This is a genomic window from Enterococcus phoeniculicola ATCC BAA-412 (assembly GCF_000407505.1).
GTDB lineage: Bacteria > Bacillota > Bacilli > Lactobacillales > Enterococcaceae > Enterococcus_K > Enterococcus_K phoeniculicola.
Window position 1 is genome coordinate 332,771 of sequence record NZ_ASWE01000001.1, and the last position, 25,110, is coordinate 357,880.

Sequence of the window (25,110 nt, forward strand, 5' to 3'; positions counted from 1 at the left end):
AACTGTTTTTCTTTTAATTTTTCTTCGTATTTTAAGAGAGTAGAATGTGACTAGTTTTAGTTATGTTTTGCTCTTTTTTTCATGGCATAATCAGTTTGATAAAATATTGGAGCAGTAATTTCATTAATTTGAAAGGATTTGATTGTTATTTGAATTCTTTTCAGAAATTTGGTATAATTTTCTGAAAATTAGAATGATTAAAAAATGGTGAGGAGTACATATGAATGTTGTAGGGGTATGGAATCGGTTTTCATTGATTCAGCAGATTATTTTTTGGATTGTTTTAGGTATTATTTTGGGTATGCTTGTTCCGACATGGACAGCGATAGGTGTTTTAGGAGACTTATTTATAGGGGCATTAAAGGCAATTGCGCCATTGTTGGTTTTCTTTTTAATTATCGAATCTCTTTCTAAACATAAGAAAGGAACAAAGACCCATATGAAGACGGTGTTTGTTCTCTACATTCTGGCTACACTGGTGGCAGCTTTTGCAGCAGTGGTTGCCTGTTACTTATTTCCTGTGAAGCTGGTCTTGCCAGATGCGTTTACAGGACAGGAGGCACCAGATAATTTAAGCGAAATTCTGACAGGCATTTTAACCAATGCAGTGTCCAATCCGATTCGCGCGTTGATGGATGGGGAGTACTTAGCTATTTTATTTTGGGCAAGCTTAATTGGTTTTAGCTTAAGAAGCTTTAGTGAGAGTACAAAAAAAGTGGTGAGTGATTTCTCAGGGGCGATTTCTAAAGTGGTCCAAATCATTATCCGCTTTGCGCCATTTGGTATCGTTGGGTTGGTATTTAATTCAGTTGCTGAAGTTGGCGTTAAAGGATTAGCCGAGTATAGTAAAATTATTTTGTTAGTTGTAGGGACAATGTTAGTGGTCTCTTTTGTTGTATACCCGTTAATGGTGTTTGTTCTTATCCGTCAAAATCCGTTTCCATTAACGATTTATACGATGAAAGAAAGCGGGATTCCAGCATTCTTTACTCGAAGTTCTGCGGTGAATATTCCAATTAATATGGAATTATCTGAGAAGCTAGGACTAAATAAAGAATCGTACGCTATTTCTATTCCTTTAGGAGCAACAGCTAACAGTGGAGGCGCGGCAATTACGATTTCTATCATGACACTTTCTACAGCACACACACTTGGAATGGAGATTCCCTTTACACTTGCCTTTTTACTATGTCTGTTATCTGCTATTTCAGCAACTGGAGTATCAGGAATTGCTGGGGGAAGTTTGCTGTTAATCCCACTAGCTTGCAGTTTATTCAATATTTCAAATGATATTGCGATGCAGGTAGTTGGAGTAGGCTTTGTGATTGGGGTTATTCAAGATTCAGTTGAAACGGCGGTTAACTCAGCAAGTGATTTGCTCTTTACTGCTGTGGCGGAATTTTATGATTTGAAAAAAGCTGGAACTCCTGTAGATGTTAATCAGCGAGTGAAGATGGCTATTACAAACAAGGAAAATTAAGAAAGACGAGTCGGCTGATTGTTGAAAAAGCTGATTCGTTTTTTTGTTGAATGAAATCAATAGAGGAAGTGTGATTCATAAATCCTCAACAAAAAAAGTGATTCAACCTTAAGTCTTTGATTTTGAATTAGATAGAGAAGAGATAAAACTAAGTACAACCTTAGATTAAAAAAAATCTATTTTACCTCTTAATTCAAAGACAATCAAAAATTTAGCAAGTTCTATGATCGATTGATGAATGGAACCAGTGGAGTGACTTGTTAGCTCCACTGGTTTTTGTGCCATGCTTAAAGAGCATAGCAGTTCAACAGGAGGAGTATTGGACGACGATTTAAGTGGAACGTATTATATAAGCTATACGAAGGGACACTTTATAAGGGAGAAGGATTATGCGTTTAGTGAGTCAAGTGAAGAGTTAGCTCTTCTAATCAAAAGACGTGAGAGGAATCCTTCTTTTTTTGATTGTTTCTAATAGATGAGAAATAGTGAAACAGAAGATTAGCATGATTCTATTTTTCTAAAATTTACCATAGGAACTATGTTGCATTTAAGAGAAGCAATGAGATACTTTTGTTTTTACTAGGGGAGGATACGATGAAATTTTTTTCAATGAAATTAATGGCTTTATTATCTGTTGCTTTAATTGTTAATTCTGCACCAGCAATTTCGGCAAACATTCCAGCGATTATGGCTGATTATTCAGAAATTAATCCAGTTTATGTGGGGCTTTTGACGACGATTCCATCCTTATTTTTAGTCATAGGTATTTTTTTAACCAATGTCGTTGAAAAAAAGCTAGGCGCAAAAAATACGATTCTGGTAGGCTTGGCTATGGTTTCTATATTTGGAACCTTACCTGCATGGTATCAAGGACATTTTTGGGTACTTTTTGCTTCACGATGCTTGTTAGGTTTAGGAATTGGCTTGTTTAATCGTTTAATGATCCAGATGATTAGCCAGTTGTATCAAACAGAGAATGACAAAAAAGCAAAAGCGCTAGGATTAGAGAGTGCCTTTGAAGGGCTCGGTGGTATTTTTATGACGGTTGGTGTAGGGCAGCTGGTAAGAATTAGTTGGGAGCGTTCGTTTCTTGTTTATGGTGTCGCCCTGATTGGATTTATCTGTATTGCCCTTTTCATCCCACAAAAAGCAAGCCAACAAAAAGAAGAAGTATCTGAGCTTTCAGTGAAGATGTCCAAGGAAAAAAAGAGAAAGATTCTTCTTTTAGGCTCAGTATTATTTTGGATTGTTTTATTATTTATAAATTATAATTTGCAAATTACGCCTTTATTAATTGAGCAGGAGATTGGCGATGCAACTGCAGGGAGCAATATGATTGCAGCGATTGCTACAGGGGCATTTATTGCAGGAAATTTATTTGGTTTTACGTTCAAGTGGCTTAATCAGTGGTTACTGCCTATCGCTGCATGTATGGCAGGAGCGAGTATTTATTTGAGTAGCCAATCAACCTCCTTGATTTTTAGTCTGATTTGTTCATTTGCTTTAGGTTTTTTCTTTCGTAATATTATGCCTTATTTTATGCATACATTTACAAGTGGGGGGCAGGATGCGGCAAAATTTGGAACGACCGTTGTATTGGTGGCTTATAATTTAGGTGCCACTATGGCTCCCTATGCTTCTCAAGTAATCTCTTATTTTAGTGGACAAACAAGCGCAGGAAATCAGATGACAATTATAGGAATTACCTTATTCGGGATTGGCTTGTTTAGCTTAGCAACGAATCGATTTATAAAGATAACGTGAGAAATAGTATGTAAGTCCAAGAATACTGTAGGAGGAAAAGGATGAATATTTCAAAAGCAGCTGCTCTTTATGAAGTGACTCCAGCAACATTAAGGTATTATGAACAACAAGGATTAATTCCGCCAGTAAAGAGAAAGAAGTCCGGAATCAGAGATTATTCTGTGGAGGATTTAAATTGGATTGAGTTTGTCAAATGTATGAGAAATTCTGGCTTGTCGATAGGAGCATTATCTAAATACATGACGCTCTATTCAAAGGGTGACAGCAGTTTGGAAGCACGTAAAGATATTTTGGTAGATGAATATGAAAAATTAGTAGAAAAACAACGTCAACTAACTGAAACGGTCGCAAGATTAAATGATAAGATAAAAAATTATGAAGTAAAAATACATCAATCCACTAAGAATGGTAGTGGTGAGGAATTATTCAATCGTCAGATAGAGGGAGTGAAGTAAGGTGTATCTTTTTCAGAGGATTGAAGAAGCCGTGTTCAAACAATATGATGCACGCCGCACGATTGGGGAATTTATTTTAGCAAATAGAGAGAAATTAACAGAGTACACAATGGAGGATATCGCGAATCTTACACACACGTCTAAGCCGACCTTAGTTCGTTTTGCAAAATACTTTGAATATTCTGGCTGGAAGGAGTTCATGTATGCATTCACACATGAGGTGGCGCAATTTGATGCGAATCATTTTGAGGTGGATAGTAATATTCCTTTTGACAATCAAGCTGATACGCTAGAGATTATTGAAAACATTGCCAAATTACGCATCCAAACAATCAAAGAAACAACTTCCTTGATGTCTGTGTCTGATATCAACAAAGCGGCACTTCTAATCAATCATGCAGAGTCAGTCATAGTTTATGGAAGAAGTCCAAATTCTTATTTTGGCGAGTCATTTAAGCGAAATCTTAACACCATTCATAAAAAGGCATTCGTAGCAGATAGCAATGAATCAGGGTTAATTTCTAACACGTTGACTGAAAAAGATTGTGGGATTATTATTTCATATTCGGGGAATAACTCAGATACTTATCCGATGAAAAATGTGAAATTTTTGATGAGTAGAAATGTACCCATCATTAGCATTACTAGTGGTGGAGAAAACTATTTAAGAGATTATTCCACCGTCATTTTAAATATTGCTAGCCGTGAAAAACTTTATTCAAAGATTGCCAATTTTTCTACAGAGGAATCAATTCAATTTATTTTAAATATTTTGTACGCCAAGGTATTTTCTTTGAATTATGAAGAAAATATGCAAGTGAAAATTGAAAATTCTCGCCGATTAGAAGCAGAAAGACAAACAACATTTAAAGACATCTCAGAGGAATTTTAAAAATAAACCAATACTTGTTTGGAAAGAATTTATCTATAAAGAAGTGATATTACATCTGTTTCAAACATTTATGAAGAGTGAACAAGTACAGCACATAATTTTTTAGTTATGTCTCGCACTTGTTTTTTATTCTACTAGACTAATGGAAATAACGATAGATATTTTATAGAAATCGTGAAATAAATTTTATAAAAACTCGAAGAATAAAAAGTAAGATGGAATATATTTCATGTTTATCAAAAAGGGTTGGAACCGCTATCTGACCATGGTAAGTTACAGGCAAGAGACGTCGGCTTATTAATAGATAAAATGAGTACAGGAGTGATAAACATGAGTAAAAAATATGAACAGCTAGCTAAAGAGATTGTTGCCAAGCTAGGTGGAAAAGAGAATATAATCGATGCGTATCATTGTCAAACACGCTTACGTTTCAAGTTATCTGATGAAGCAAAGCTTGATAAAGAAAAGCTAGAGGAATTAGAGGGTGTGACAAAATATATCAACAATGCGGGTGTGCATCAAGTGGTTGTTGGAACTCACGTAAAGGATGTATTTGAGGAGATTGAAAAAAATATTGATATTCAAGGAACTTCTGGTGAGTCAGATAAAAAAGGACCATTATCAGCTAGTATTGATTTTGTATCAGGGGTATTCCAACCGGTGATTCCAGCATTATCAGGTGCGGGAATGGTAAAAGCTGTGCTTGCATTATTAGTCGTATTTAATATCGTTACAACAGACTCACAAACCTATTATATGTTGAATCTTTTTGCAGATGGCGTCTTTTTCTTTCTGCCAATGATTTTGGCATTTACAGTTGCACAAAAACTAAGAAGTAATCCCATACTTGCTGTTTCAGTTGCAGCGATGATGATGCATCCCAACTGGACGGCTTTGGTCACTGAAGGAGAGCCAGTCAACTTCTTTGGCGTAGTTCCTTTCACGTTGGCCACTTATACAGGTTCTGTGATTCCTATTTTGCTGATTGTTTTTTGTCAGTCATATGTAGAAAAATTTTTTGGAAAAGTTATCCCAAAATCTGTTGAATTAGTATTTGTTCCAATGCTTACATTTTTAGTTATGGGAACACTTGCATTTTCAATTTTAGGTCCATTAGGGTCTATTTTAGGTGGCTACTTAGCAACGTTCTTTACTTTCTTAAGTGTGAATGCAAGCTGGGTACCAGCTGTTCTGATTGGTGGATTACTTCCGGTCATGGTAATGTTTGGATTGCACAATGGTGTAGCACCTCTTGGCGTGATGCAAATGGCAGAACTTGGCTATGATAGTATTTTTGGACCAGGTGCATTGGTTTCAAATATTGCGCAAGCAACGGCTTCTGCAGTCGTAGCGATTCGGACAAAAGATGAAAAGCTGAAGCAAGTAGCGATTTCAGGGTCGATTACTGCATACATGGGAATTACAGAGCCTACGCTTTATGGGGTGAATTTACCTAAAAAATATCCATTGATTGCAGCGATGATAGGTGGGGCATCAGGAGGATTGTATGCAGGATTAACGAATACACATCGTTTTGCGACTGGTTCTTCAGGATTACCAGCTGTGTTGCTTTATATAGGTGATGACACGATGCGCTTTTTCTGGAACATCATTATTTCGTTACTTATTTCAGCAGCAGTGACAGCCGTAATTACCTATATATTAAGTTTTAAATATGAAAAAGAAGTAGAAGAACTACCTGACATGAAAGCAGTAATTTTGGAAAATAGTCAGTTGAGCAGTCCTATTCCTGGAAATGTTTTTCCTTTGAGTCAAGTAGAGGATGAAGCATTTGCTTCGGGTGCTTTAGGAAAGGGTTTTGCAGTTGAGCCATCTGTTGGAGAAGTCTATGCACCTTTTGACGGGGAAGTGGTTGCTGTTTTTCCAACGAAGCATGCCATTGGACTTGTTTCGACGACTGGGATTGAGCTCTTAATTCATATTGGGTTGAACACGGTCGAGTTGAAAGGACAATATTTTGATACCTTTGTTGAAACAGGAGATAAAATAGAAAAAGGACAATTATTACTTACTTTTGATATTGAGAATATTCAAGCTGCGGGCTATTCAACACAAGTTCCAGTTGTGGTAACGAACTCAGTACAATATTCAGAAATTGAAACAATCACACAAGGAATGATTCAAAAAAATGAAGCAGTATTAGCAATTAATGTTTAGGAGCGGTTCACTATGGGATTAAGAAAAGATTTTTTATGGGGTGGCGCAACCGCTGCAAATCAATCAGAAGGTGGCGTACTTGAGGGAGGAAGAGGATTATCTACTATTGATCTTCTTCCGATAGGTCCAGATAGAAGGAAGGTGGCTGCCGGAGAATTAGAAATGTTGGACTGGCAAGAAGACTATTATTATCCAGCCAAAGAAGCCATTGATATGTACCATCGCTATGTGGAAGATATTGAAATGTTTGCAGAGATGGGCTTTAAAGTTTATCGAATGTCCTTGTCATGGTCTAGAATTTTTCCAAATGGAAATGATGAAAAACCAAATAAAGAAGGTTTAGCTTTTTATGAAGCAATCTTTCAAGAACTTAAAAAACATAATATTCAACCATTGGTGACGATTGCCCACTTTGATGTGCCTGTTCATTTAATAAAAGAATACGGGGGCTGGAAAAATCGTCGATTAGTCGATTTCTATGTTCGTTATGCAAGCACTGTTCTTCAAGAATTTAAAGACTACGTAACTTATTGGCTTACAATTAACGAGATTAATGTTTTACTTCATCAACCTTTTGTAGGTGGGGGAATTGTCTTTCAAGAAGGAGATAATAAAGAAGAGATCCAATATCAGGCAGCCCATCATCAATTAGTCGCCAGTGCCTTGGTTACTAAGGTTGCCCACGAAATAAATCCTGAAAATAAGATAGGTTGTATGTTGGCAGGTGGCAGTCATTATCCTTACACTTGTAAACCGGAAGATTATCAAGAAGCAATTAATCGTGATCGAGAAGGATACTTTTTTATCGATGTGCAAGCTAGAGGAAAGTATCCAAATTATGCCTTAAAAAAATTTCAGCGAGAAGGATTAACGATACAAATGGAGGCAGAGGATGAAGAGATTCTTGCTGCATCCCCTGTAGATTTTGTCACCTTTTCTTATTATTGTTCACGAACGGTCAGCAGTCGCCCTGAAGATTATGCACAAGCCACGGGGAATTTGTTTCCTTCAATAAAAAATGACTATTTGCCTTCAACTGAATGGGGCTGGCAAATTGACCCGTTAGGATTAAGAAATTCATTAAATCAGCTCTACGATCGTTATCAAAAACCACTCTTTATTGTTGAAAATGGGTTAGGAGCTGTGGATAGACCGGATGAAAATGGTTATGTAGAAGATGACTACCGTATTGATTACTTAAAACAGCATATTCAAGCCTTCAAAGATGCTGTGGAAATTGATGGAGTGGACTTACTAGGCTATACAACATGGGGCTGTATTGATTTAGTTGCTGCCAGTACGGGGCAGATGAGTAAGCGGTATGGGTTTATCTATGTTGATCGGGACGATGAAGGAAAAGGAACACTGAATCGTACAAGGAAAAAATCATTTCATTGGTATAAAAAAGTCATTGCTTCGAATGGGGAGACGTTGTAAAAGGTCGCTCGCAATGAAAAAAGCTAGGGAATCTGAAAATAGATTTCCTAGCTTTTTTGAATGTTATAGGGCATATGTTTTTTACAAGTACTGAAAATTTTTTTGATAGGCTTTCTAGTAGAGCAATTTCCTCCTCAACCGATTTAGTTTATAGCGATGTATTCTTCAAAGAATGTAATCTACTTATTTCTTATAGAAAAACCAGATATTAGCTGTCAGAAAATCGGTGTAAAACATCATTTCAAAAGAAAGCTAATTTGTACTGTATTTCTCACTAATTTATACTCTGCAGTAATTTCTGGAAAACTATTAGAATAATAATGAAAGCGCAAACAATAATTGTTGAAAAGAGGAGTCTTATGAAAGCAAGTGAAGTAGCAAAGCGTTTAGTAGAACAATTGACAATTGATGAAAAGATTAGCTTACTATCGACGACACAATCTGCCGTCCCTAGGCTGGGAATTTCTGCCTATCAAGTGGGAGGAGAAGCAGCCCATGGCGTGGTGGATCGTGAAGGTGGAAAAACGACTGCTTTTCCGTTACCAATAGGATTAGCTCAAACGTGGAATCCTAGACTTTTAAAAGAGGTAGGGAAAGTGATTGGAACAGAAGCGCGTATTAAGTATTTAGATTCAGGAAAGAGAAGCTGGCTGACGTTATGGGCACCAACGATTGATATGCTGAGAGATCCACGATGGGGAAGAAATGAAGAGGCTTATGGGGAAGACCCGTATCTGACGAACCGTTTAAGTAAAGAAGTGATTTTAGGAATGCAAGGAGACAATCCTGAACATCTTCAAATGGCCGCAGCACCAAAACATTTTTTTGGAAATAATAATGAGATTGGTCGGGAGTCTACGTCAAATTTTATTCCACTTCGTGCACAGGAAGAATATTATGTCAAAGCATTTGAAACTGCATTTACTGAAGCTAATGCACAGTCGATGATGACGGCTTATAACGGCGTGAATGGAATTCCTTGTATGCAGGCGCCTGAGGTACAAGAAATTGTCAAGGATCGTTGGAAGATGGACGGTTTTGTAGTGAGTGATGGAGGAGCTTTGACGCTAAATGTAGATACATATCATTATTATGAAACTTACGCGCAGGCTATAGCTGATGCAATAAAGCATGGGGTAGATTGTTTAGTCGATGACAAAGAGCTGGTAGAAACAGCTGCTAAAGAAGCTCTTTCTAAAGGGTTATTAACAGAAAAAGAGATTAACACAGCTGTTGAAAACTGTTTGCGCGTTCGTGCGCGACTGGGGCATTTCACGGAGGATAATCCCTATGACCAAGTAGACAGAAACTTGTTAGCTGGGACAAAGCATGCAGCGATTGCAAAAAAAGCAACACTTGAACAAGTGGTTCTTTTGAAAAATGTAGGAAATCTTTTACCGCTTAAACAAACAGCAAGTATTTCTGTAGTTGGACCTCTTGCAGATGTTGCAGTGAGGGATTGGTACGCAGGGCATGGACCTTATCAAAAGACGATCGCAACCAGTTTAAAGAATGTTCTTTCTGAAGACAAGTGGAAAGGGAGCTGTGACAGTCATGACCGAGTGAGTATAAAAATGAATCAACAGTTTGTCAATGTGACAGATAACTTTTTGACACTTGGTGAAAAGCAAGAATTTCGTGTTGAAGAATGGGCAGATGACCAGCTAGTGCTTGTTGATGAAAAAAGTGGACGCTACCTAACAGAAGATGGGACAGGACGTTATCAACTCCATCAAACAGAAATATATGATTGGTTTGTAAAAGAAGCATGGAAGATCAACAGTGAAAAAGAACAAGTTCAAGAGAATAGCTATATCGGACAGGCTAAGACGTGGGCAGAGGAAGAAATCGGCGTGAAAGATGGGTTTATTCAAGCAAATCAGCAATCAGCGAATATCACATTTATTCAAGAACATTCAGGTATTGAAGAAGCAGTTACTCTTGCGAAAACATCTAATGTGGCAGTAGTTGTCTTAGGGAATCATCCAATGATTAATGGTCGTGAAACACAAGATAGACCCTCTATATCACTTCCCCATCGACAATTAGAATTGCTAAAGCAGGTTTACGAAGTAAATCCGCATGTGGTGCTGATTATTGTTGGCAGTTATCCGTTTGATCTTTCATGGGCAAATGAGCATATTCCAGCAATTTTATTTACTGCTCACGGTTCACAGGAATTAGGAGAGGCGATGGCAGAGATTCTTTATGGTACAGAGCAACCTAGTGGCAAACTTGCTCAAACATGGTTTAGTGATATAAGTTTCTTACCTGCTATTACTAATTATGATTATATTCAATTTCCACGTACGTATCATTATTATCGTCAGCCAGTGTTATATCCATTTGGCTATGGACTAACCTATGGCAATATGACTGCGACAGTTCAAGAATGTCGATGGCGTCAAGAAGAAGTGACCATGGTTGTTACGTTGAAAAATCAATCAGATAAACCTTCAGTGGATACCCTACAGCTCTATGGACAAGTGACTGAATTTGACTTGCCTATGCCTAAAAAGCTGGTTTGGTTTGATAAAGTTCATTTATGTCCACAAGAAGAAAAGAGAGTTTCTATCAGAATTCCATTGGAGGCGTTCAGTTATTTTGATGTACGAACAGAAAGGTTTCAGCTACCTAGTGGGAATCTAGAACTGTTTTGTGGGTTTTCTTCAGAGGCAGAGCTGTGTGGACAATTTGTTCTACCTACACAGTCTGAGCGTGTTCGAATAGTATCTGACAACTTAAATATTTTTAGCTTTGATGCCTATAATCAGGCACAAATAATCGTGAACGAAGAAAAACAACGTGTCATTCAATTGGAATCAAACGGGTGGTTAAGCTATCAAAATACATTATTTGAGGAATCAAGTTACATGATTACAGTGGTAGCCGATAGAGTAGGTACCATTCAAATAAATGAAAAAAGTTATGAGGTAGTGCCAGGGGAACAGAGGATTTGTTTTGAAACACCGCCAAAACTAACGAAGGTTTTCATTGAATCAAGTAGTCCAGTGCTTATTGAAGGCGTTGTGAAATGTACGTCTAAAACAAGCGTATGAAAAAAAGCTGGAAGAAAAAAATTGATAGTGTTGTATCTCCAGTGACTATTAAAAAGCGGCTTTTCTTCATTTTTTCGCTCGTTTTATTACCACTCATTGCGACAGGAATCTATTTAACCCATACAATTCGAGCTGAAATTGTTCAATCAAAAGAAAAAGATGTCTTAATCGAGATGGATCGGTTGAAGAAAAATGTTGAGGATAATTTGAACTCAGTTGTCCTCATCTCTGATTGGATTTATCAAGATACAGTATTACCTGAGGTAGTTTTGAAAGAGTATCACTCCATACAAGAAGTTGTTGAACAATATGAAAATTATCATTTTTTTGAGATTGCGTTGCGCTACTACAAAAATATATCAAATATTCGTTTTTTTGTAGATAATCCAACGCTTCTCTCAAATTCTAACTTTCTTTTGACAGATGAAGCCACAAAAAAGAAAGCTTGGTATCAAGAGGCTATCGAAACACGAGGAAAAGTGCAATGGCGGACATTAATTGATCCGATTACGCAAAAAGAGTACCTAACACTTGTTCGCTCTGTCTGGAACAGTGAGAATACATTTTTAGGTGTGCTTTGTTTATATGTGGACGATTTATTACTTGAAGATATTACCGATTCTGCAACTGTTGATAATCAATTACTGTTAGACAAGACGACTGTGTTTACTCAAGAGAATAGTTATTTTTCAGAGAATGAAAAAACAATTCAAAGAATGTTCTCTGAAGGGAAAAAAGAAGAGGGATTCTCTGAATCTGAAGACAAGCAAACAGGGGCCCATTTTTATCAAGAACCTCTTCAAGTCAACCGCTCTAATCTAAATACGTTTATGCTAGTGACGATGATGAATCAAGAAGAGATTTTAACCGAAGTGAATAATGTGATGATGCGAAGTTATTTCTTGATGGGTGGTATTTTATTTGTTGTATTTCTATTGATTTGGATATTTACAAAGATATTTAATCAACGTATTAATCTATTAAGCTCTGCTATGGAAAAAGTAGCTAAGGGTGATTTTACGATTGCTCCTGAAATAAAAGGAAGCGATGAGATTACCCAAATTTACGCGCAGCTCTATGAAACGATGGGGAGTTTAAGCGAACTGTTAGAAGAACGCTATGCACATGAAATGCAAGAAAAAAACTGGCAGCTGCAACAAAAAGAATCTGAATTTAAATTGCTCGCTAGCCAAATTAATCCGCATTTTCTTTATAACACGCTGGAAATGATTCGAATGAAAGCAGTGAAAAATCAGGACTTAGAAGTAGCTGAAAGTGTGAAAATACTAAGTAAACTTTTACGACGTTCATTGGAAAGTAATCAATCTCGAATGATTTATTTGGAAGAAGAGTTAGAATTTGTTCGCTTGTATTTACGAATTCAGCAAATTCGTTTTGGAGAAAAAGTTCAATTTCAAATTCTGAGAGATATACAAACGACGGACTATCAGGTCTTGCCGTTAATTATCCAGCCAATTGTGGAAAATGCGTTTATTCATGGCATTGAGCGACAAGCCAAAGCAGGCAATCTTCTTATTCATGTGCGAGAAGAAGCAGATACTATTTCTATTGATGTGATGGACAATGGAATAGGCATACCTGGTGAGCTACTAAAAACCATTCAGGAGTTATTAGAAAAAGATACGATGGGTAATCGTATTGGATTAAATAATGTAAATCAACGAATTAAACGTTTTTATGGAGAAAACTATGGTATCACCATAAAAAGTATTGAGCACAAGGGAACGACAGTGACGATTTTCTTTCCAAAAGTTAAGGGGGAGTTGTTATGAAAAAGGTACTGTTGGTAGATGATGAACCCGCTATTCGAGAGGGGCTTTCCTATCTAATTGATTGGGAAGCATTAGGGTATAAAATTCAAGCGATTGCTTCTGATGGTGAGGAAGGACTAAAGAAAATTAAATTGATTCAGCCAGACTTAATCATCAGCGATATTCGAATGCCAGAGATGGACGGCTTAGAAATGATTCAAAAAGCCAAAGCACTGGGGTATCAGTTTCAATCAATTATTCTTTCTGGTTATTCAGAATTTGAATATGCGCAAAAAGCGATTCAGTTAGGATCAGTTTCTTATTTGTTAAAACCAATAGATGAAGAGGAACTGATTCGTATGTTGAAAAAAATTCATGAAAAAGAAGAGAAAGATACGAATACACAACTAATCAATAAGTTATTTGGAAATGACGAAAAAGGGCTGTCTACAACAGGGTTAATTCGGCTGTTGAGCTTTACAAAAAAAGAAATAAGAGATGAAATTGCTCAGCACATTCATTTATTTCCAACGATTTCTATCGGACACGGAGGAAGGTATTACTTAGTTCTCTTAAGAGAGGAGCAAAAAGAATTTAGGCAGCTTGTGGAGTTTGAAAAAATAATGGTAGAAACACTAAAAAAAAGTCAGACAGTAATCTTAGATTCTTCGTGGCAAACAAGCAATCAAAATTTGGCAAATGTAGTAAATGAAGTGAAGTCTCTTGAAAAGCAGAGCTTCTTTTATCCACATCAATATTTAAGTAAAAAGGAGGTAGCAGAACTCATAAAAGGCTTAAAACATACGGAATCGATTCATCACTTACTTGCGCAGTCTTTAATGAATCAAAAGGACTGGTCGTTTGTGTGGCAAGCTTATCAAGACAACTTTTTGCTACAGCCAATCACTGAAGCAACCGAACTTAAGTGGCGTGTTGTGCATGATATTTCCCTGGTGCTGGAGATTCTTACTAATGAAACAGGGGGATCGTTTGAATATGATGGCACACATATTTACCAACTACTGGAAACCTTAGAGAGCTTTTCTTCCGTTATGAATCGAGTCGCTGACTACTATCAACAGGTTAGAAGCAAGATGATTAAAAATATAAGTAAAACGGATATCATTTGTGAAATAAAAAATTATACAAAGGAACATTATGGTGAAGAATTAACATTAAAGTCTATTTCTGAAAAATTTAGTTACGATAGCGCATACTTAGGGAAAAAGTTTAAACGGATTTGTGGAGAAACCTACCTCTCTTATTTAGAGAATTATCGAATGAAAAAGGCGAAAGAATTATTAGAACAGACAAATTTAATGGTCTATGAGATAGCAGAAAAAACTGGCTACAACAATGTAAATTATTTCCATAAGAAATTTAAAACGCGGTATAAGAGCTCACCAAATGAATATAGGAGGATGAATACAGAATGAATAGTAAAAATATTTATCAGCTAGTAAGCGTAGTTTCAGATACATTTTTATTAAATTTAAATTTTTTACTCGCTAATCTACCGCTGTGGTTTGTGATGCTGTTACTTCCATTTTCACTGGAGGCCATCTTCTTTTATTATCTAGCCCTGATTTTTACAGGGCCAAGTCTTGTTGCCATTCTATTTGTTGCAGGTAAATGGATACGTGAAAAAAGTTATTTTCCTATAAAAGATTTTTGGCGAAGTTATCGTCAAAATTTTTGGTTATCATTTTTTCAGTGGTGGTTGTATTTGACAATTTTCACCATTCTTTTTATTGATTTATTTTACATGATTGAGCGACAAAATCTTTTGTTATTTGGCATAATCAGCTTGCTGTTCTTTTTTTGTGTCATGATGTATTTGGTAGGAAATGTTGTGTTAGGACGTTTTGAAGTAGGCGGAAAAACATTAGTTAAAATGGGGTTGTATTGTTGTTTTCATTCATTTAAAGAACTCTTTTTTGCTATTTCTGCAATGGTGGGTTTCATAGCACTTAGCTATATACAACCAGGTATTGCTTTTTTAATGGGCTTTTCCATTGTTGCATATGCCATGATGTATTATCTAACCCCAATGTTAATTCGTTTAGAAAAGGAGTTTACCTCATGAAAAAAATCATAGGAATCTGTTTCGTATGCATTCTTTTTTTAGGTGGATGTGGCCAAAAAGAGCCAGTATCAAAAGTTGAAACAGGAAACCTACAAGGAGTTAGTCAGAATCAAACGATTGAAATTGAGACAAAGGATGCCACGATTGCTTTGAGGCAGAAAGATGGACTTTGGTATAAAGAAACAAACTGCTTACCATTTATGGTCACTTTTTTTGATTCTCTGGAGACGGTGACAGGGGAAAAAGTAGAGCCACCTAAAGAGGCAGAAACATTATTTACACTGAAATCAGACGGAAAAAAGATTCAATTTGTTAAAGAAAACGAGCACTATTATTTTTTAGAAAAAAACCAAGCCTTTCTTGTTGAGCAACCACCTAATGTACTTAGCAAGTATGACCCCTTATTTTTTACAGAGGTTACCTATGAAGTGGCAGATGTAGAGAATTTATCAAGGGTACATTTTCAAAGTGATGAGAACGAATTTACCCTTTCAAGAGAAACCTCTTTGTCAAAAATCGAGCAAGCTCCTTTTGTAAGTGGCTGGTATATGAATGACTACTATCATCAAAGTTACTCTGTTCGATACGACCAGTTGCAAAGTATAACTCAAATATTAGGTCAGCTCCTTATTGAGACAACATCTGAGACCCCTGAAACAACAAGTCTAGTGACAACCCTTCAGCTAACAGATAAGGAAAAACAAACACAACGAATTCAACTTTATCAAAAAGAGGCAGTCTATTTTCTTAACATGGGAGACGAATTTTATCGACTATCTGCTTATCAAGCCAACCAGCTTTACCAGGCACCTATGGAGTGGATTGATCCTTTTTCAGCGCTAATCCCGGCAGATGCATTAACTAAATTAACGATTGATGTGGGAGAAAATCAATATGTAATTACAGGACAACATGCACTTGCAGAGGATCAAAAGAGTCTAACTTCTGAATTTAAAGTGAATCAAAAATTAATCGATGAGGCTCTTTTTAGAAAAGCGTATCAGTATTGTGGTGTGCTGTCGGGAAGTGAAGAATATGCACAGCAGGAGATAGCGAAAACACCTTTTGGACAACTATCCTATACCTTTCTTTCTGAAGGACAAGAGCTGACACGAGAGCTGTCTTATTTTCCACTTGTCGAAGATGAGGCACTTGTTGCGGTATCAGAAAACGATCAGATTGATTTTGTGATGGAAAAAGAGCGATTACTTGAAATGGAGCGAGCACTGCAGGAGCTTAGTAAGTAGAATCGCTACAGAAAATCAGCTGCAACCTGCTTTTCTTTTTCATGAATATAGAAACAACAAGCTTTTAATTTTAATGAAAGACTATTTTTTATCACAATCATGACTAAGTTTTTGCGTATTGAAAAAATAGAACTCCTTCTATAATTGTATTTGTAAACGGATACAAAAAGTGGAGGTGCGAAAATGGAAGAAAGCGTAGGGCAGACAAAAGCTCAATTAGGGAAAATTCGCAAAAAAAAGTTTTGGAGAAAAGTAAACGATCAAAAGATTCTTATTCTAATGGTGACGCCATTAGTTATTTGGTTATTGGTCTTTTGTTACGTACCATTAGCTGGTTGGATTATGGCTTTTCAGGATTACAAACCGGCATTAGGCGTATTTGGCTCTGAATTTGTTGGTTTGAAGCATTTTTTTGATTTATTCAAAGATGATTTGTTTTACCAATCATTGAAAAATACATTAGGTATGGGTGGTTTAGGAATCGTATTTGGCACGTTGAGTTCCATCATTTTTGCCTTATTACTAAATGAAATGCGGTTTACTAAGTTTAAAAAATTTACTCAAACAGTTTCTTATCTTCCTCACTTTGTTTCATGGGTGATTGTAGCCAATATCGTGACGACGACTTTGTCTTCTACAGGAATTGTCAACCAGCTATTAATGAATTTTCACTTGATTGATTCGCCCATTCAGTTCATGAGTTCACCAGAAAAGTTTTGGTATATTGTAACCCTCTCTGATGTCTGGAAAGAGATGGGCTGGAATGCCATTATATATTTGGCAGCCATGGTTAGTATTGATCGAGAAATGTATGAAGCAGCACAAATTGATGGTGCAAGCCGACTAAAGCAGATGCTACATATCACTTTGCCTTCAATACGACCAATTATTATGATTTTATTGATTATGAGTATTGGGAATTTGATTAATATTGGTTTTGAAAAGCAGATGTTATTAGGAAATAATATAGTCGCAAGCAAGGCTCTTGTGTTAGACAAGTATGCGTTAGATTATGGAATAGGGATGTTCCGATACTCATACGGGACTGCGATTGGTATTTTCAAATCAGTGGTAAGTATTATTCTTATCTTTACATTTAACTCTATTGCAAAGAAAACCGGCGAAGGCCAGATTATGTAGGAGGCATACAGGTGGAAAAAATGAAAAAAAACTTAAATAAATTTACGCCTCTTGATTATGGAATTGCTGTGTTAATGATTTTTGTAGTGATTGTGACGCTCTACCCATTCTTGAATGTTCTAGCGATTTCATTAAATGATGCAGTTGATACAGCTAAGGGTGGTCTACACATTTTGCCAAGAAAATTTACATTGATTAACTACAAGGATATTTTTTCTAACAATGATCAACTGTTGCGAGCGTTTATTAACTCTGTCTTACGAACTGTAGTAGGTACTGTTTTGGGCGTCTTTTGTACTTGTATCATGGCCTACGTATTAAGTAGAAGAGATTTTATCTTCCGAAAACAGGTGTCTACTATGCTTGTTTTAACTATGTATGTTAGTGGTGGGCTGATTCCAGGTTATATCCTTATCCGAAATCTTGGATTGATCAATCATTTTGCAGTGTATATTATTCCTGGATTATTGAGTGCATTCAATGTCATTGTAATTCGCTCGTTTATTGATGGGTTGCCAGATGCGTTGGAGGAATCAGCAAAAATGGACGGAGCGAATGATTTTGTCATTTTTTCAAAAATTATTATGCCATTATGTGTCCCTGCTATTGCAACCGTTGCTTTATTTATCGCAGTTGGGCAATGGAATAGTTGGTTTGATACGTATCTTTATGCGCGAAGTAATACTAGTTTAACAACCTTACAATACGAGTTAATGAAAATTTTAGATAATGCCTCCTCTCAAAATGCGGGTGCAGTGAATAATGTAGCACTAGAACAGATGAACCAAACGAATAAAACTACGCCAGAATCGTTAAAAATGGCAATTACGATTATTGCGACAGTACCAATTCTTGCAGTTTATCCATTTTTACAAAAATATTTTGTTTCAGGTTTAACTTTAGGGGCAGTAAAAAATTGAGTTTTATAAATTTTAGGAGGAAAAAAATGAAATATAAAAAAATGTTAGTGAGTAGTTTATTTATTGCAGCAGCGTTGTTGACAGCTTGTTCATCAGGAAATGGAGGAGATGAAAAAGCAGATAAGGATAAAGTCACTACTTTGACTTTCTTCAATGCAGACTTAGCTGAGGACGATAAGTTTGAAAATCCTGTAGCTAAAGAGATTACGAAACAAACAGGCGTAAAACTTGAAATCTCTCATCCTGTTGGTGGCGATACGCAGGCTGTTCCATTAATGATTGCTAGTGGCGACTATCCAGATATTATTTTTGGAAAAGGTGATTTAGGTAAGTTGATTGATGCAGGAGCAGTTGTGGCTTTAGATGATATGATTGAAGAAAAAGGCGATAACTTGAAAAAAATGTATGGTGAGAATCTTAGCCGATTGAAAAATAGCTTAAGTGATCCTCAAATTTATCATGTAGGGACTGCGGGTGTGGAAAATGTGACGAACGTGACGAGTGGTACCTTCCAAATTCAATTAGATGTATTAAAAGAGTTAGGATATCCAGAAATTAATACATTAGAAGAATTTGAACAAGCTTTAAAAGATTATAAAGAAAAATATCCAGAAATTGATGGACAAGAAACACTAGGACTTTCTCTATTAGGAAGCGACTGGCGTTGGTTGATTACAGTAGGAAATCCTTCTGGGTTTGCAGCAGGATATCAAGATGATGGGCAATGGATTGTCGATGATAAAACAGGTGAAACAATCTATAAATTCCAAGATGAAAAAGTAAAGGAATATTTTAAATGGTTAAATAAAATCAACGATGAAGGACTGATTGATCCGGAATCCTTTACACAAAAATACGACACCTATATTGCTAAACTGTCTTCAGGGCGTGTTTTATCAGTAGCTGACCAAGATTGGGATATTTCTGATGCCGTAGCTTCATTAAAAGGAGAGGGGAAAGACTGGCGTACGTATGCACCTCTTCCAGTTACCCTAAATAGTGATATTCTCTCACCAAGTACGAGAAACTATGGTTTTACTGGAACGACAGGTGTTTCAATTTCTTCAACAACGAAACACCAAGATAGAGCGTTTGAATTTTTAGATTGGATGGCCTCTGAAGAAGCACAAATTTTGTTGAACTGGGGGCTTGAAGGAATCAATTATGAAATCAAAGATGGTAAACGTGTTGCTACAGACCTTGATCAAGCGCAAACAGATCCACAATACACACTGAAAACAGGTGTTGGTCAATATGTGTGGCCATTCCCGCAACTAGGAAATGGTGCCGTTGATTCTACTGGAAATCCAATTTCTCGTTCTGCTTCAAGAGAATTGATTGTAGATTCTTATACGGATGCAGAAAAAGAAGTATTATCAAATTATGACAAAGAGTTATGGGTAGATTTCTTTCCTAATCCAGAAGATTCTGAGATTCCCTCACATGGAAGAGCCTATGAAATTGCCATTCCTTCTAGTAGTGATTTATCAGTATTGCAGCAACGTGCGGACGATTATGTCACACAAGCAATTACGGATATTATTTTAGCTAAGCCATCCGAGTTTGATACGAAATGGAAAGCAATGCAAACAAAATTAGAAGAGATGGATATCGAAAAAGCAAATAAAGAAATGACTGGATTAGTGCAAGATCGAATTGAATTGTGGTCTAACAAATAAAAAAAATCTCGCAGAGCATAAAAACACTTCTCGTTCAACGAATGAACAAGAAGTGTTTTTTTCTCACAAAATAGAGTCTGTAATTAAAGCGCATCCGTCAACATTTTTCGTTCAAACCGTAAATAAAGTGTGTAGGCAAAGCTACCAAAGAAGGCTGGACCCATAATAAGGGTGAAGAGGTTCGTATAGTTTCCAAGCATTAAGGGTTCGTAAATCTGAAAGCCAATCGCAATAAAAACACAGAGACAGACGCTAAAGGATAGGAGAATATTTAGGTTTCTACTTTGAATAAACAATTCCTGCCGAGAGATAAGCTTCTTTTTTAAAAAGAAGGGAAAGCTCATCGCAACAAGAAAATAAGGAATGGCACGAGACACATTTGTCATATAGGTAAGCTGATTAAACAAGTCGCCTAAAAACTGGTTCTGTGTGGAGAGAGCTAAAATAAACAGAGCAACGCTGATTGCTTGTAGTATTAGTGCATTAATTGGCATTTTTTCTTTATTGCTGCATAACAGTTTTGTGGGCCAAATTTCCTTAGGGGTTCCCTTCAAAAGGCTTTTTAAAGGACCATAACTGATAGAGGAAAGTAAGCCCAAATAAGCAAGTGCCAACGTAAATGCGGTGTAACGAGTATAGACTTGCTGTAATAATTCACTAACATTAGAGGAGAGCTGTAACGTTTGTGCTAAATCTGTAGCAAGATTTCCCATTAAGCTATACATTAAATTTCCTAAATGAACCTGTTTTGCTTCTCTTAACGTGACCAAGTCATTGCCACCACTCCAAAGAAGGATGCCAAAGCAATAAAGGAGGACAATCACTCCAGCACTTATAATGAGTGCTTTTGGATACCTTTTTTGACTATTTTTTGTTCGGTCAGACAGACTTGCTACCGTGTCTAAGCCACCGAATGCCGTGATAGAAAAAATGAAAAAAGGAAGCTGCGAAGTAAAATGATTGGTCGTTCCTTGAAAGAAACTAGGCGCGTGAAAGCTTTTTAGCACATTTGGCCAAAATTGATCAAGATGATGGAAAACGAGCGTAAGATTGCTAAGTAAGGAAAGACAAAGTAAGCCAATCATGGCAAAGCTGCTAATCTTTAAAAACGTCACAATTGTCTGAAACCCTTTTGCAATCATCCAATGAATAAGAAAAACAAGAAAAATTGAGCATAGAGCAAGAAACAGATTTGTTGGTAGAAAAAACCATGTATCCTTTTTTGTTAAATCTTCCCCAAACAGCAAGATAGATAAAGGGATAGTTAGTTTCATAAAAAGGCTAACCATCCAAGTGAAATAGCTACAATACCATAAAAAGACGGTAATGAATGCAGCTTTAGGAGAAAGAGAATCCTTTAGCCAGTCATAAATCGTTCCAGATTTTTGGGCATATTTTTTTGTATATTGCGCCACAATCAATGCGTATGGAATAAAGTATAGTCCAGCACTGATTAAAAACCATGGCAGGGATTTGATTCCCATCATGAAGAAGGCTGTGGACATACTGGAAAATGAATAGACGGTTGTGATAATAATTAAAACTAATGAGGATACGGATAGATTCTTAGACATAAAATGAAGTCCCTCCAAGTAAGTTATGGTATCATATTAGTGAGTTTTCTAACAAAGTTCAATCATAATTGAAAGAATATAGGGAATTGGAGTAGTGAAAATGGGAGATATCCAAAGCTGGATAGAGAAAAAGCAAATAGACTGGCATGTTGATTTTGTTGGGCTTGCTGGAAATGTTGCACCACCACATGCCCCAAAAGAAATTCATTGGTTATATGTGGCGGGAAATCAAAGTGCTGCTTACAAAAAGATTCGTTTACAAGTTGGGCGTGGCGTGGCAGGAATTGTATGGAAAACAGCAAGACCCCAAAAAGATTGCGATATTTTGAACAATGTACAGAAACGAATGGAATATCCGATTGCACGAACAGAAAAGTTGGTAAACGTCTATGCTGTTCCTGTAATGAACAAGCGAGAAGTCATTGGGGTATTACTTACAGGAAATAGGGACAATAATAGGGATGTGTTTAATGAGCTGGAAATAGCACAAGCCACGGGGGAATTAATTCCATTAATTCAAAGAAATGAGTGAGGAGAATGAAAGAGAACCGTCTTTTTTTTCGTCATATACAAAAAGCGCTATGGATTTTGACATCAGACTATCAAATACTAGCAAAAACCAAGATTGCAGAGGAAATGGAGCAAGCCTATTTTCTTGATGTAAAAAAGATTATCGAAATTAGTTTAGGAAAGGGCTGTGCATTACACAGTACGCAAGAACAATGCTTGCACTGTCCATTGGAAGAATCCCTTTCCCCACAAGGCTTTCCATTTAAAACATTTAATAAAGAGTCACACTTAGTAGAGTTTTGGGGGCGAGTGGATTTTGCTGAAGATGAAATAATGCTCCAGATTGAGTTAGGTACAACAGAGTCAGAGGGAACAAACGATCATTCTATGTTTGACTATCTAAATGGGGCAAGAGAAATTGAACGAAAAAAGATTGCCCAAGATTTGCATGACGGGATTGCCCAAAGTGTCTATAGCTTAATGTTGGAGACTAGAGGAATTAAGTGGACGGAAAAAGAAGCACAGTCAGAAAAGTTAAAAGAGATTGACCGACATTTTTCAGAGGTTCTAACAGAAATTAAAGACTTAGCTGGGGAATTACGCCCCATGTCTTTAGATGAGTTCGGACTTATTCCTGCATTAAAGCAATTTATCAAGAGAACTGTCGAAATGACAGGTTTTGAAATTGATCTTATTGTTATAGGGAGTGAGCGTCGACTAACAGAATCATCACGAACAGCTGTTTATCGAATTATCCAAGAAGCGATTGCCAATGCGATGAAATATTCAGGAGAAAATCAGGCGAGCATCACTTTAGAGTATCAAGAAGAGGTACTGTTGGTGACGATTGAGGATTCAGGTCAAGGATTCAGTTTAGCAAAAGAAGAAAAAGGTTTTGGTTTAATGAATATGAAGGAACGAGCACATGCAGTCTGTGGGGAGCTAAGTATTCAATCCATGCCAAATCGTGGTACGCAAGTGTTTTTCACAATACCGGTAAGGGAGTGAGTAAATGAATATCTTAATTGCAGATGATCATGCAATGGTTCGAAATGCCTTGGCATTTTTTATTAATGCTCAGCCAGATATGCGTGTGGTTGGAGATGCAGCAGATGGTCACGAAGTTTTTATGAAACTAGAGCGTTTGCCCGTAGATGTAGTTCTTATGGATATCAGTATGCCTCCTGGAGAAAATGGATTACTCACAACCAAACGCGTGAAGGAGTCCTATTCAAAAGTGAAGGTTATCATGTTGACGATGCATGATGAAGAATCCTACGTTCGTGAATCACTGAGTGCGCATGCAGAAGGCTTTATTTTGAAAAATGCTAATGACGAAATTCTATTAGAGGGCATTCGAAAGGTGTATGGTGGTAGCAGATACTATGCGGGATATACAGAAAACGAACTAAGCGAAATTGAGCTTTCAGATGGAGACCCTCTTTATGCAAGCTTGTCTAAACGAGAAAAAGAGATTCTTCCGCTAATTGCGTTAGGCTATAATAATAAAGATATTTCAGAGCGACTATTTATTTCTGTCAAAACCGTAGAGGTACATAAAGCAAATATAAGAAAAAAATTGAATATCGATGGCTACGCAGGACTACTACGTTATAGTCTAAAACATCATTTAGTCGATTTTTAGGAGGATATAAGATGGATAAAGGAATCATTTTTGTTTTACATGGACGAAAGGAAAAGCTTTCAACTAAGAATCAGGCAGTTGTCACTTCTGTAATAGAAGAATTGTCTATTCCCAGTGAAATTGGACTCTTGGAAGGAGAACAGGCTACGCTTGAAGAAGCGATGCATTCCCTTATTCAACAAGGCGTACAGACCATATACTTTGTTCCAGTCCTATTATTTCCGGCCACACATGCCAAAGAAGATTTACCTCAACGAGCAAATGACTTTTTACAAGGAAAGGCGGAGTATCAGATAGCGGAAACACTAGCAACAACTCAGTCGATTAAAGCATTTCTCGTACGTACAATTCAAGAAGCTCATATTGAGGACAATAGAGAGGTACTTCTCATTGCACACGGCACACCACATTACGAAGCGCCATATGAACAATTAAAGCAGATGGCAAAATCAGTGGAGCAAAAGGTAATTATCCCTGTTCATACAGCCAACTATATTGGGGAACATCGCTACCCAGAATTTTTAGAAGCTCACACTGAGCCACTATTCATACTGCCACTTTTCTTAACGGATGGCTTTTTAACGAAGAAGATAAAAGAGACAGTTCAGGAAATGCGTGGGACAAAGGATGTATTTTTACCCACGTTACAAGATAGTGAAGAATTAAAACAGGCAATTTTAGAGAGAGTTCGTGAGAGCGTATGTATCCAGTCTTAATAGAGCTTTCAAAGTTAACTATTGTAGTTGTAGGAGGTGGGAAAATTGCCACACGTAAGGTGCGCTCTTTAGTAGAAGCAGGTGGTACACCACTTGTTATTTCTCCCACACTATCCGAAGAGCTCGAACAGCTGTCTCAGCAAGGAGTAATACTTGTGAAGAAAAGAACGTATCAATCAGGTGATATTCAGCAGGCACATATGGTGTTCATTTGTACAGATGAACATGGAGTGAATCAAGAAATCTTGAGGGAAGCTTCACCGCAACAGCTGATAAATGACACCACAAAACAAGAAAATAGTAATTTTTTTAATATGGCATTCTTTAAAGAACAGGATATCGGTGTTGGTGTGACAACGTTTGGCAAAAATCCTAAAAAATCAAAACAGCTAAAACAAGCGTTACAACAATTTATCCAAGAAAATGAGTAGATAAAAAATAGAAAAATAAGTCTTAAAAAATTGAAAGGAATCCTTAGAAATAAAGGAAAGCTTTCAATTTTTTTTCGGATATAGGGGATTCCCTAATATAAAATGAAAGATTTATCCTTTATATT

At 36.8% G+C, this 25,110-nt stretch carries 20 protein-coding genes; 19 read left to right on the forward strand and 1 reads right to left on the reverse strand.

The window, feature by feature from the left end:
* Nucleotides 1–220 precede the first annotated feature (220 nt).
* The 14 genes from sstT (at nucleotide 221) to I589_RS01500 (ending at nucleotide 20,109) form a co-directional block, all read left to right on the forward strand.
* Nucleotides 221–1,480, forward strand: coding sequence for a serine/threonine transporter SstT (gene sstT, locus I589_RS01435; RefSeq protein WP_010769920.1), 1,260 nt, complete (start codon nucleotides 221–223; stop codon nucleotides 1,478–1,480).
* A 594-nt stretch (nucleotides 1,481–2,074) separates the two neighbouring features.
* The gene (locus I589_RS01440; RefSeq protein WP_010769919.1) at nucleotides 2,075–3,244 is read left to right on the forward strand and encodes an MFS transporter; all 1,170 of its coding nucleotides are present in this window, start codon (nucleotides 2,075–2,077) and stop codon (nucleotides 3,242–3,244) included.
* A gap of 41 nt (nucleotides 3,245–3,285) precedes the next feature.
* Complete coding sequence (locus I589_RS01445) at nucleotides 3,286–3,699, forward strand: MerR family transcriptional regulator (protein WP_010769918.1); 414 nt, start codon at nucleotides 3,286–3,288, stop codon at nucleotides 3,697–3,699.
* A gap of 1 nt (nucleotide 3,700) precedes the next feature.
* The gene (locus tag I589_RS01450; RefSeq protein WP_010769917.1) at nucleotides 3,701–4,591 is read left to right on the forward strand and encodes a MurR/RpiR family transcriptional regulator; all 891 of its coding nucleotides are present in this window, start codon (nucleotides 3,701–3,703) and stop codon (nucleotides 4,589–4,591) included.
* A 330-nt stretch (nucleotides 4,592–4,921) separates the two neighbouring features.
* A complete protein-coding gene (locus I589_RS01455) occupies nucleotides 4,922–6,769 on the forward strand; it encodes a beta-glucoside-specific PTS transporter subunit IIABC (protein WP_010769916.1) in 1,848 nt (615 codons plus the stop codon).
* 12 nt (nucleotides 6,770–6,781) lie between these two features.
* Nucleotides 6,782–8,206 (forward strand): 6-phospho-beta-glucosidase, encoded by a 1,425-nt coding sequence (locus I589_RS01460; RefSeq protein ID WP_010769915.1) that lies wholly within the window; start codon nucleotides 6,782–6,784, stop codon nucleotides 8,204–8,206.
* Between the two features lie 359 nt (nucleotides 8,207–8,565).
* Nucleotides 8,566–11,265, forward strand: a complete 2,700-nt coding sequence (locus tag I589_RS01465) for a glycoside hydrolase family 3 protein (RefSeq protein WP_010769914.1) — start codon at nucleotides 8,566–8,568, stop codon at nucleotides 11,263–11,265.
* On the forward strand, nucleotides 11,262–13,058 hold the full coding sequence (locus I589_RS01470; RefSeq protein ID WP_010769913.1) for a sensor histidine kinase: 1,797 nt from the start codon (nucleotides 11,262–11,264) through the stop codon (nucleotides 13,056–13,058). The genes I589_RS01465 and I589_RS01470 overlap by 4 nt, the downstream gene beginning before the upstream one ends.
* A complete protein-coding gene (locus I589_RS01475) occupies nucleotides 13,055–14,473 on the forward strand; it encodes a response regulator transcription factor (protein ID WP_010769912.1) in 1,419 nt (472 codons plus the stop codon). The genes I589_RS01470 and I589_RS01475 overlap by 4 nt, the downstream gene beginning before the upstream one ends.
* Nucleotides 14,470–15,123, forward strand: coding sequence for a DUF624 domain-containing protein (locus tag I589_RS01480; RefSeq protein ID WP_010769911.1), 654 nt, complete (start codon nucleotides 14,470–14,472; stop codon nucleotides 15,121–15,123). Before I589_RS01475 ends, I589_RS01480 begins: the two co-directional genes overlap by 4 nt.
* Entirely contained in the window at nucleotides 15,120–16,370 is a 1,251-nt protein-coding gene (locus I589_RS01485) for a hypothetical protein (protein ID WP_010769910.1), read from the forward strand. Before I589_RS01480 ends, I589_RS01485 begins: the two co-directional genes overlap by 4 nt.
* A gap of 183 nt (nucleotides 16,371–16,553) precedes the next feature.
* A complete protein-coding gene (locus I589_RS01490; protein ID WP_010769909.1) occupies nucleotides 16,554–17,510 on the forward strand; it encodes an ABC transporter permease in 957 nt (318 codons plus the stop codon).
* 20 nt (nucleotides 17,511–17,530) lie between these two features.
* A complete protein-coding gene (locus I589_RS01495; RefSeq protein WP_010769908.1) occupies nucleotides 17,531–18,430 on the forward strand; it encodes a carbohydrate ABC transporter permease in 900 nt (299 codons plus the stop codon).
* A 26-nt stretch (nucleotides 18,431–18,456) separates the two neighbouring features.
* A complete protein-coding gene (locus I589_RS01500) occupies nucleotides 18,457–20,109 on the forward strand; it encodes an ABC transporter substrate-binding protein (protein ID WP_010769907.1) in 1,653 nt (550 codons plus the stop codon).
* 83 nt (nucleotides 20,110–20,192) lie between these two features.
* Here the strand turns inward: I589_RS01500 and I589_RS01505 are convergent, their stop codons facing one another.
* Complete coding sequence (locus tag I589_RS01505) at nucleotides 20,193–21,683, reverse strand: amino acid permease (protein WP_010769906.1); 1,491 nt, start codon at nucleotides 21,681–21,683, stop codon at nucleotides 20,193–20,195.
* A 100-nt stretch (nucleotides 21,684–21,783) separates the two neighbouring features.
* Here I589_RS01505 and I589_RS01510 point away from each other — a divergent pair, with 100 nt between their 5' ends.
* The 5 genes from I589_RS01510 to I589_RS01530 are packed head-to-tail and all read left to right on the forward strand — an operon-like array spanning nucleotide 21,784 to nucleotide 24,985.
* Nucleotides 21,784–22,215 carry a GAF domain-containing protein gene (locus tag I589_RS01510; RefSeq protein WP_010769905.1) on the forward strand — a complete coding sequence of 144 codons (432 nt, stop codon included), beginning with the start codon at nucleotides 21,784–21,786 and terminating at the stop codon, nucleotides 22,213–22,215.
* 5 nt (nucleotides 22,216–22,220) lie between these two features.
* On the forward strand, nucleotides 22,221–23,201 hold the full coding sequence (locus I589_RS01515; RefSeq protein ID WP_010769904.1) for a sensor histidine kinase: 981 nt from the start codon (nucleotides 22,221–22,223) through the stop codon (nucleotides 23,199–23,201).
* A 4-nt stretch (nucleotides 23,202–23,205) separates the two neighbouring features.
* Entirely contained in the window at nucleotides 23,206–23,838 is a 633-nt protein-coding gene (locus I589_RS01520; protein WP_010769903.1) for a response regulator transcription factor, read from the forward strand.
* An 11-nt stretch (nucleotides 23,839–23,849) separates the two neighbouring features.
* Complete coding sequence (locus I589_RS01525; RefSeq protein WP_010769902.1) at nucleotides 23,850–24,554, forward strand: sirohydrochlorin chelatase; 705 nt, start codon at nucleotides 23,850–23,852, stop codon at nucleotides 24,552–24,554.
* Nucleotides 24,539–24,985 (forward strand): precorrin-2 dehydrogenase/sirohydrochlorin ferrochelatase family protein, encoded by a 447-nt coding sequence (locus I589_RS01530; RefSeq protein ID WP_010769901.1) that lies wholly within the window; start codon nucleotides 24,539–24,541, stop codon nucleotides 24,983–24,985. The genes I589_RS01525 and I589_RS01530 overlap by 16 nt, the downstream gene beginning before the upstream one ends.
* Nucleotides 24,986–25,110: the final 125 nt, after the last annotated feature.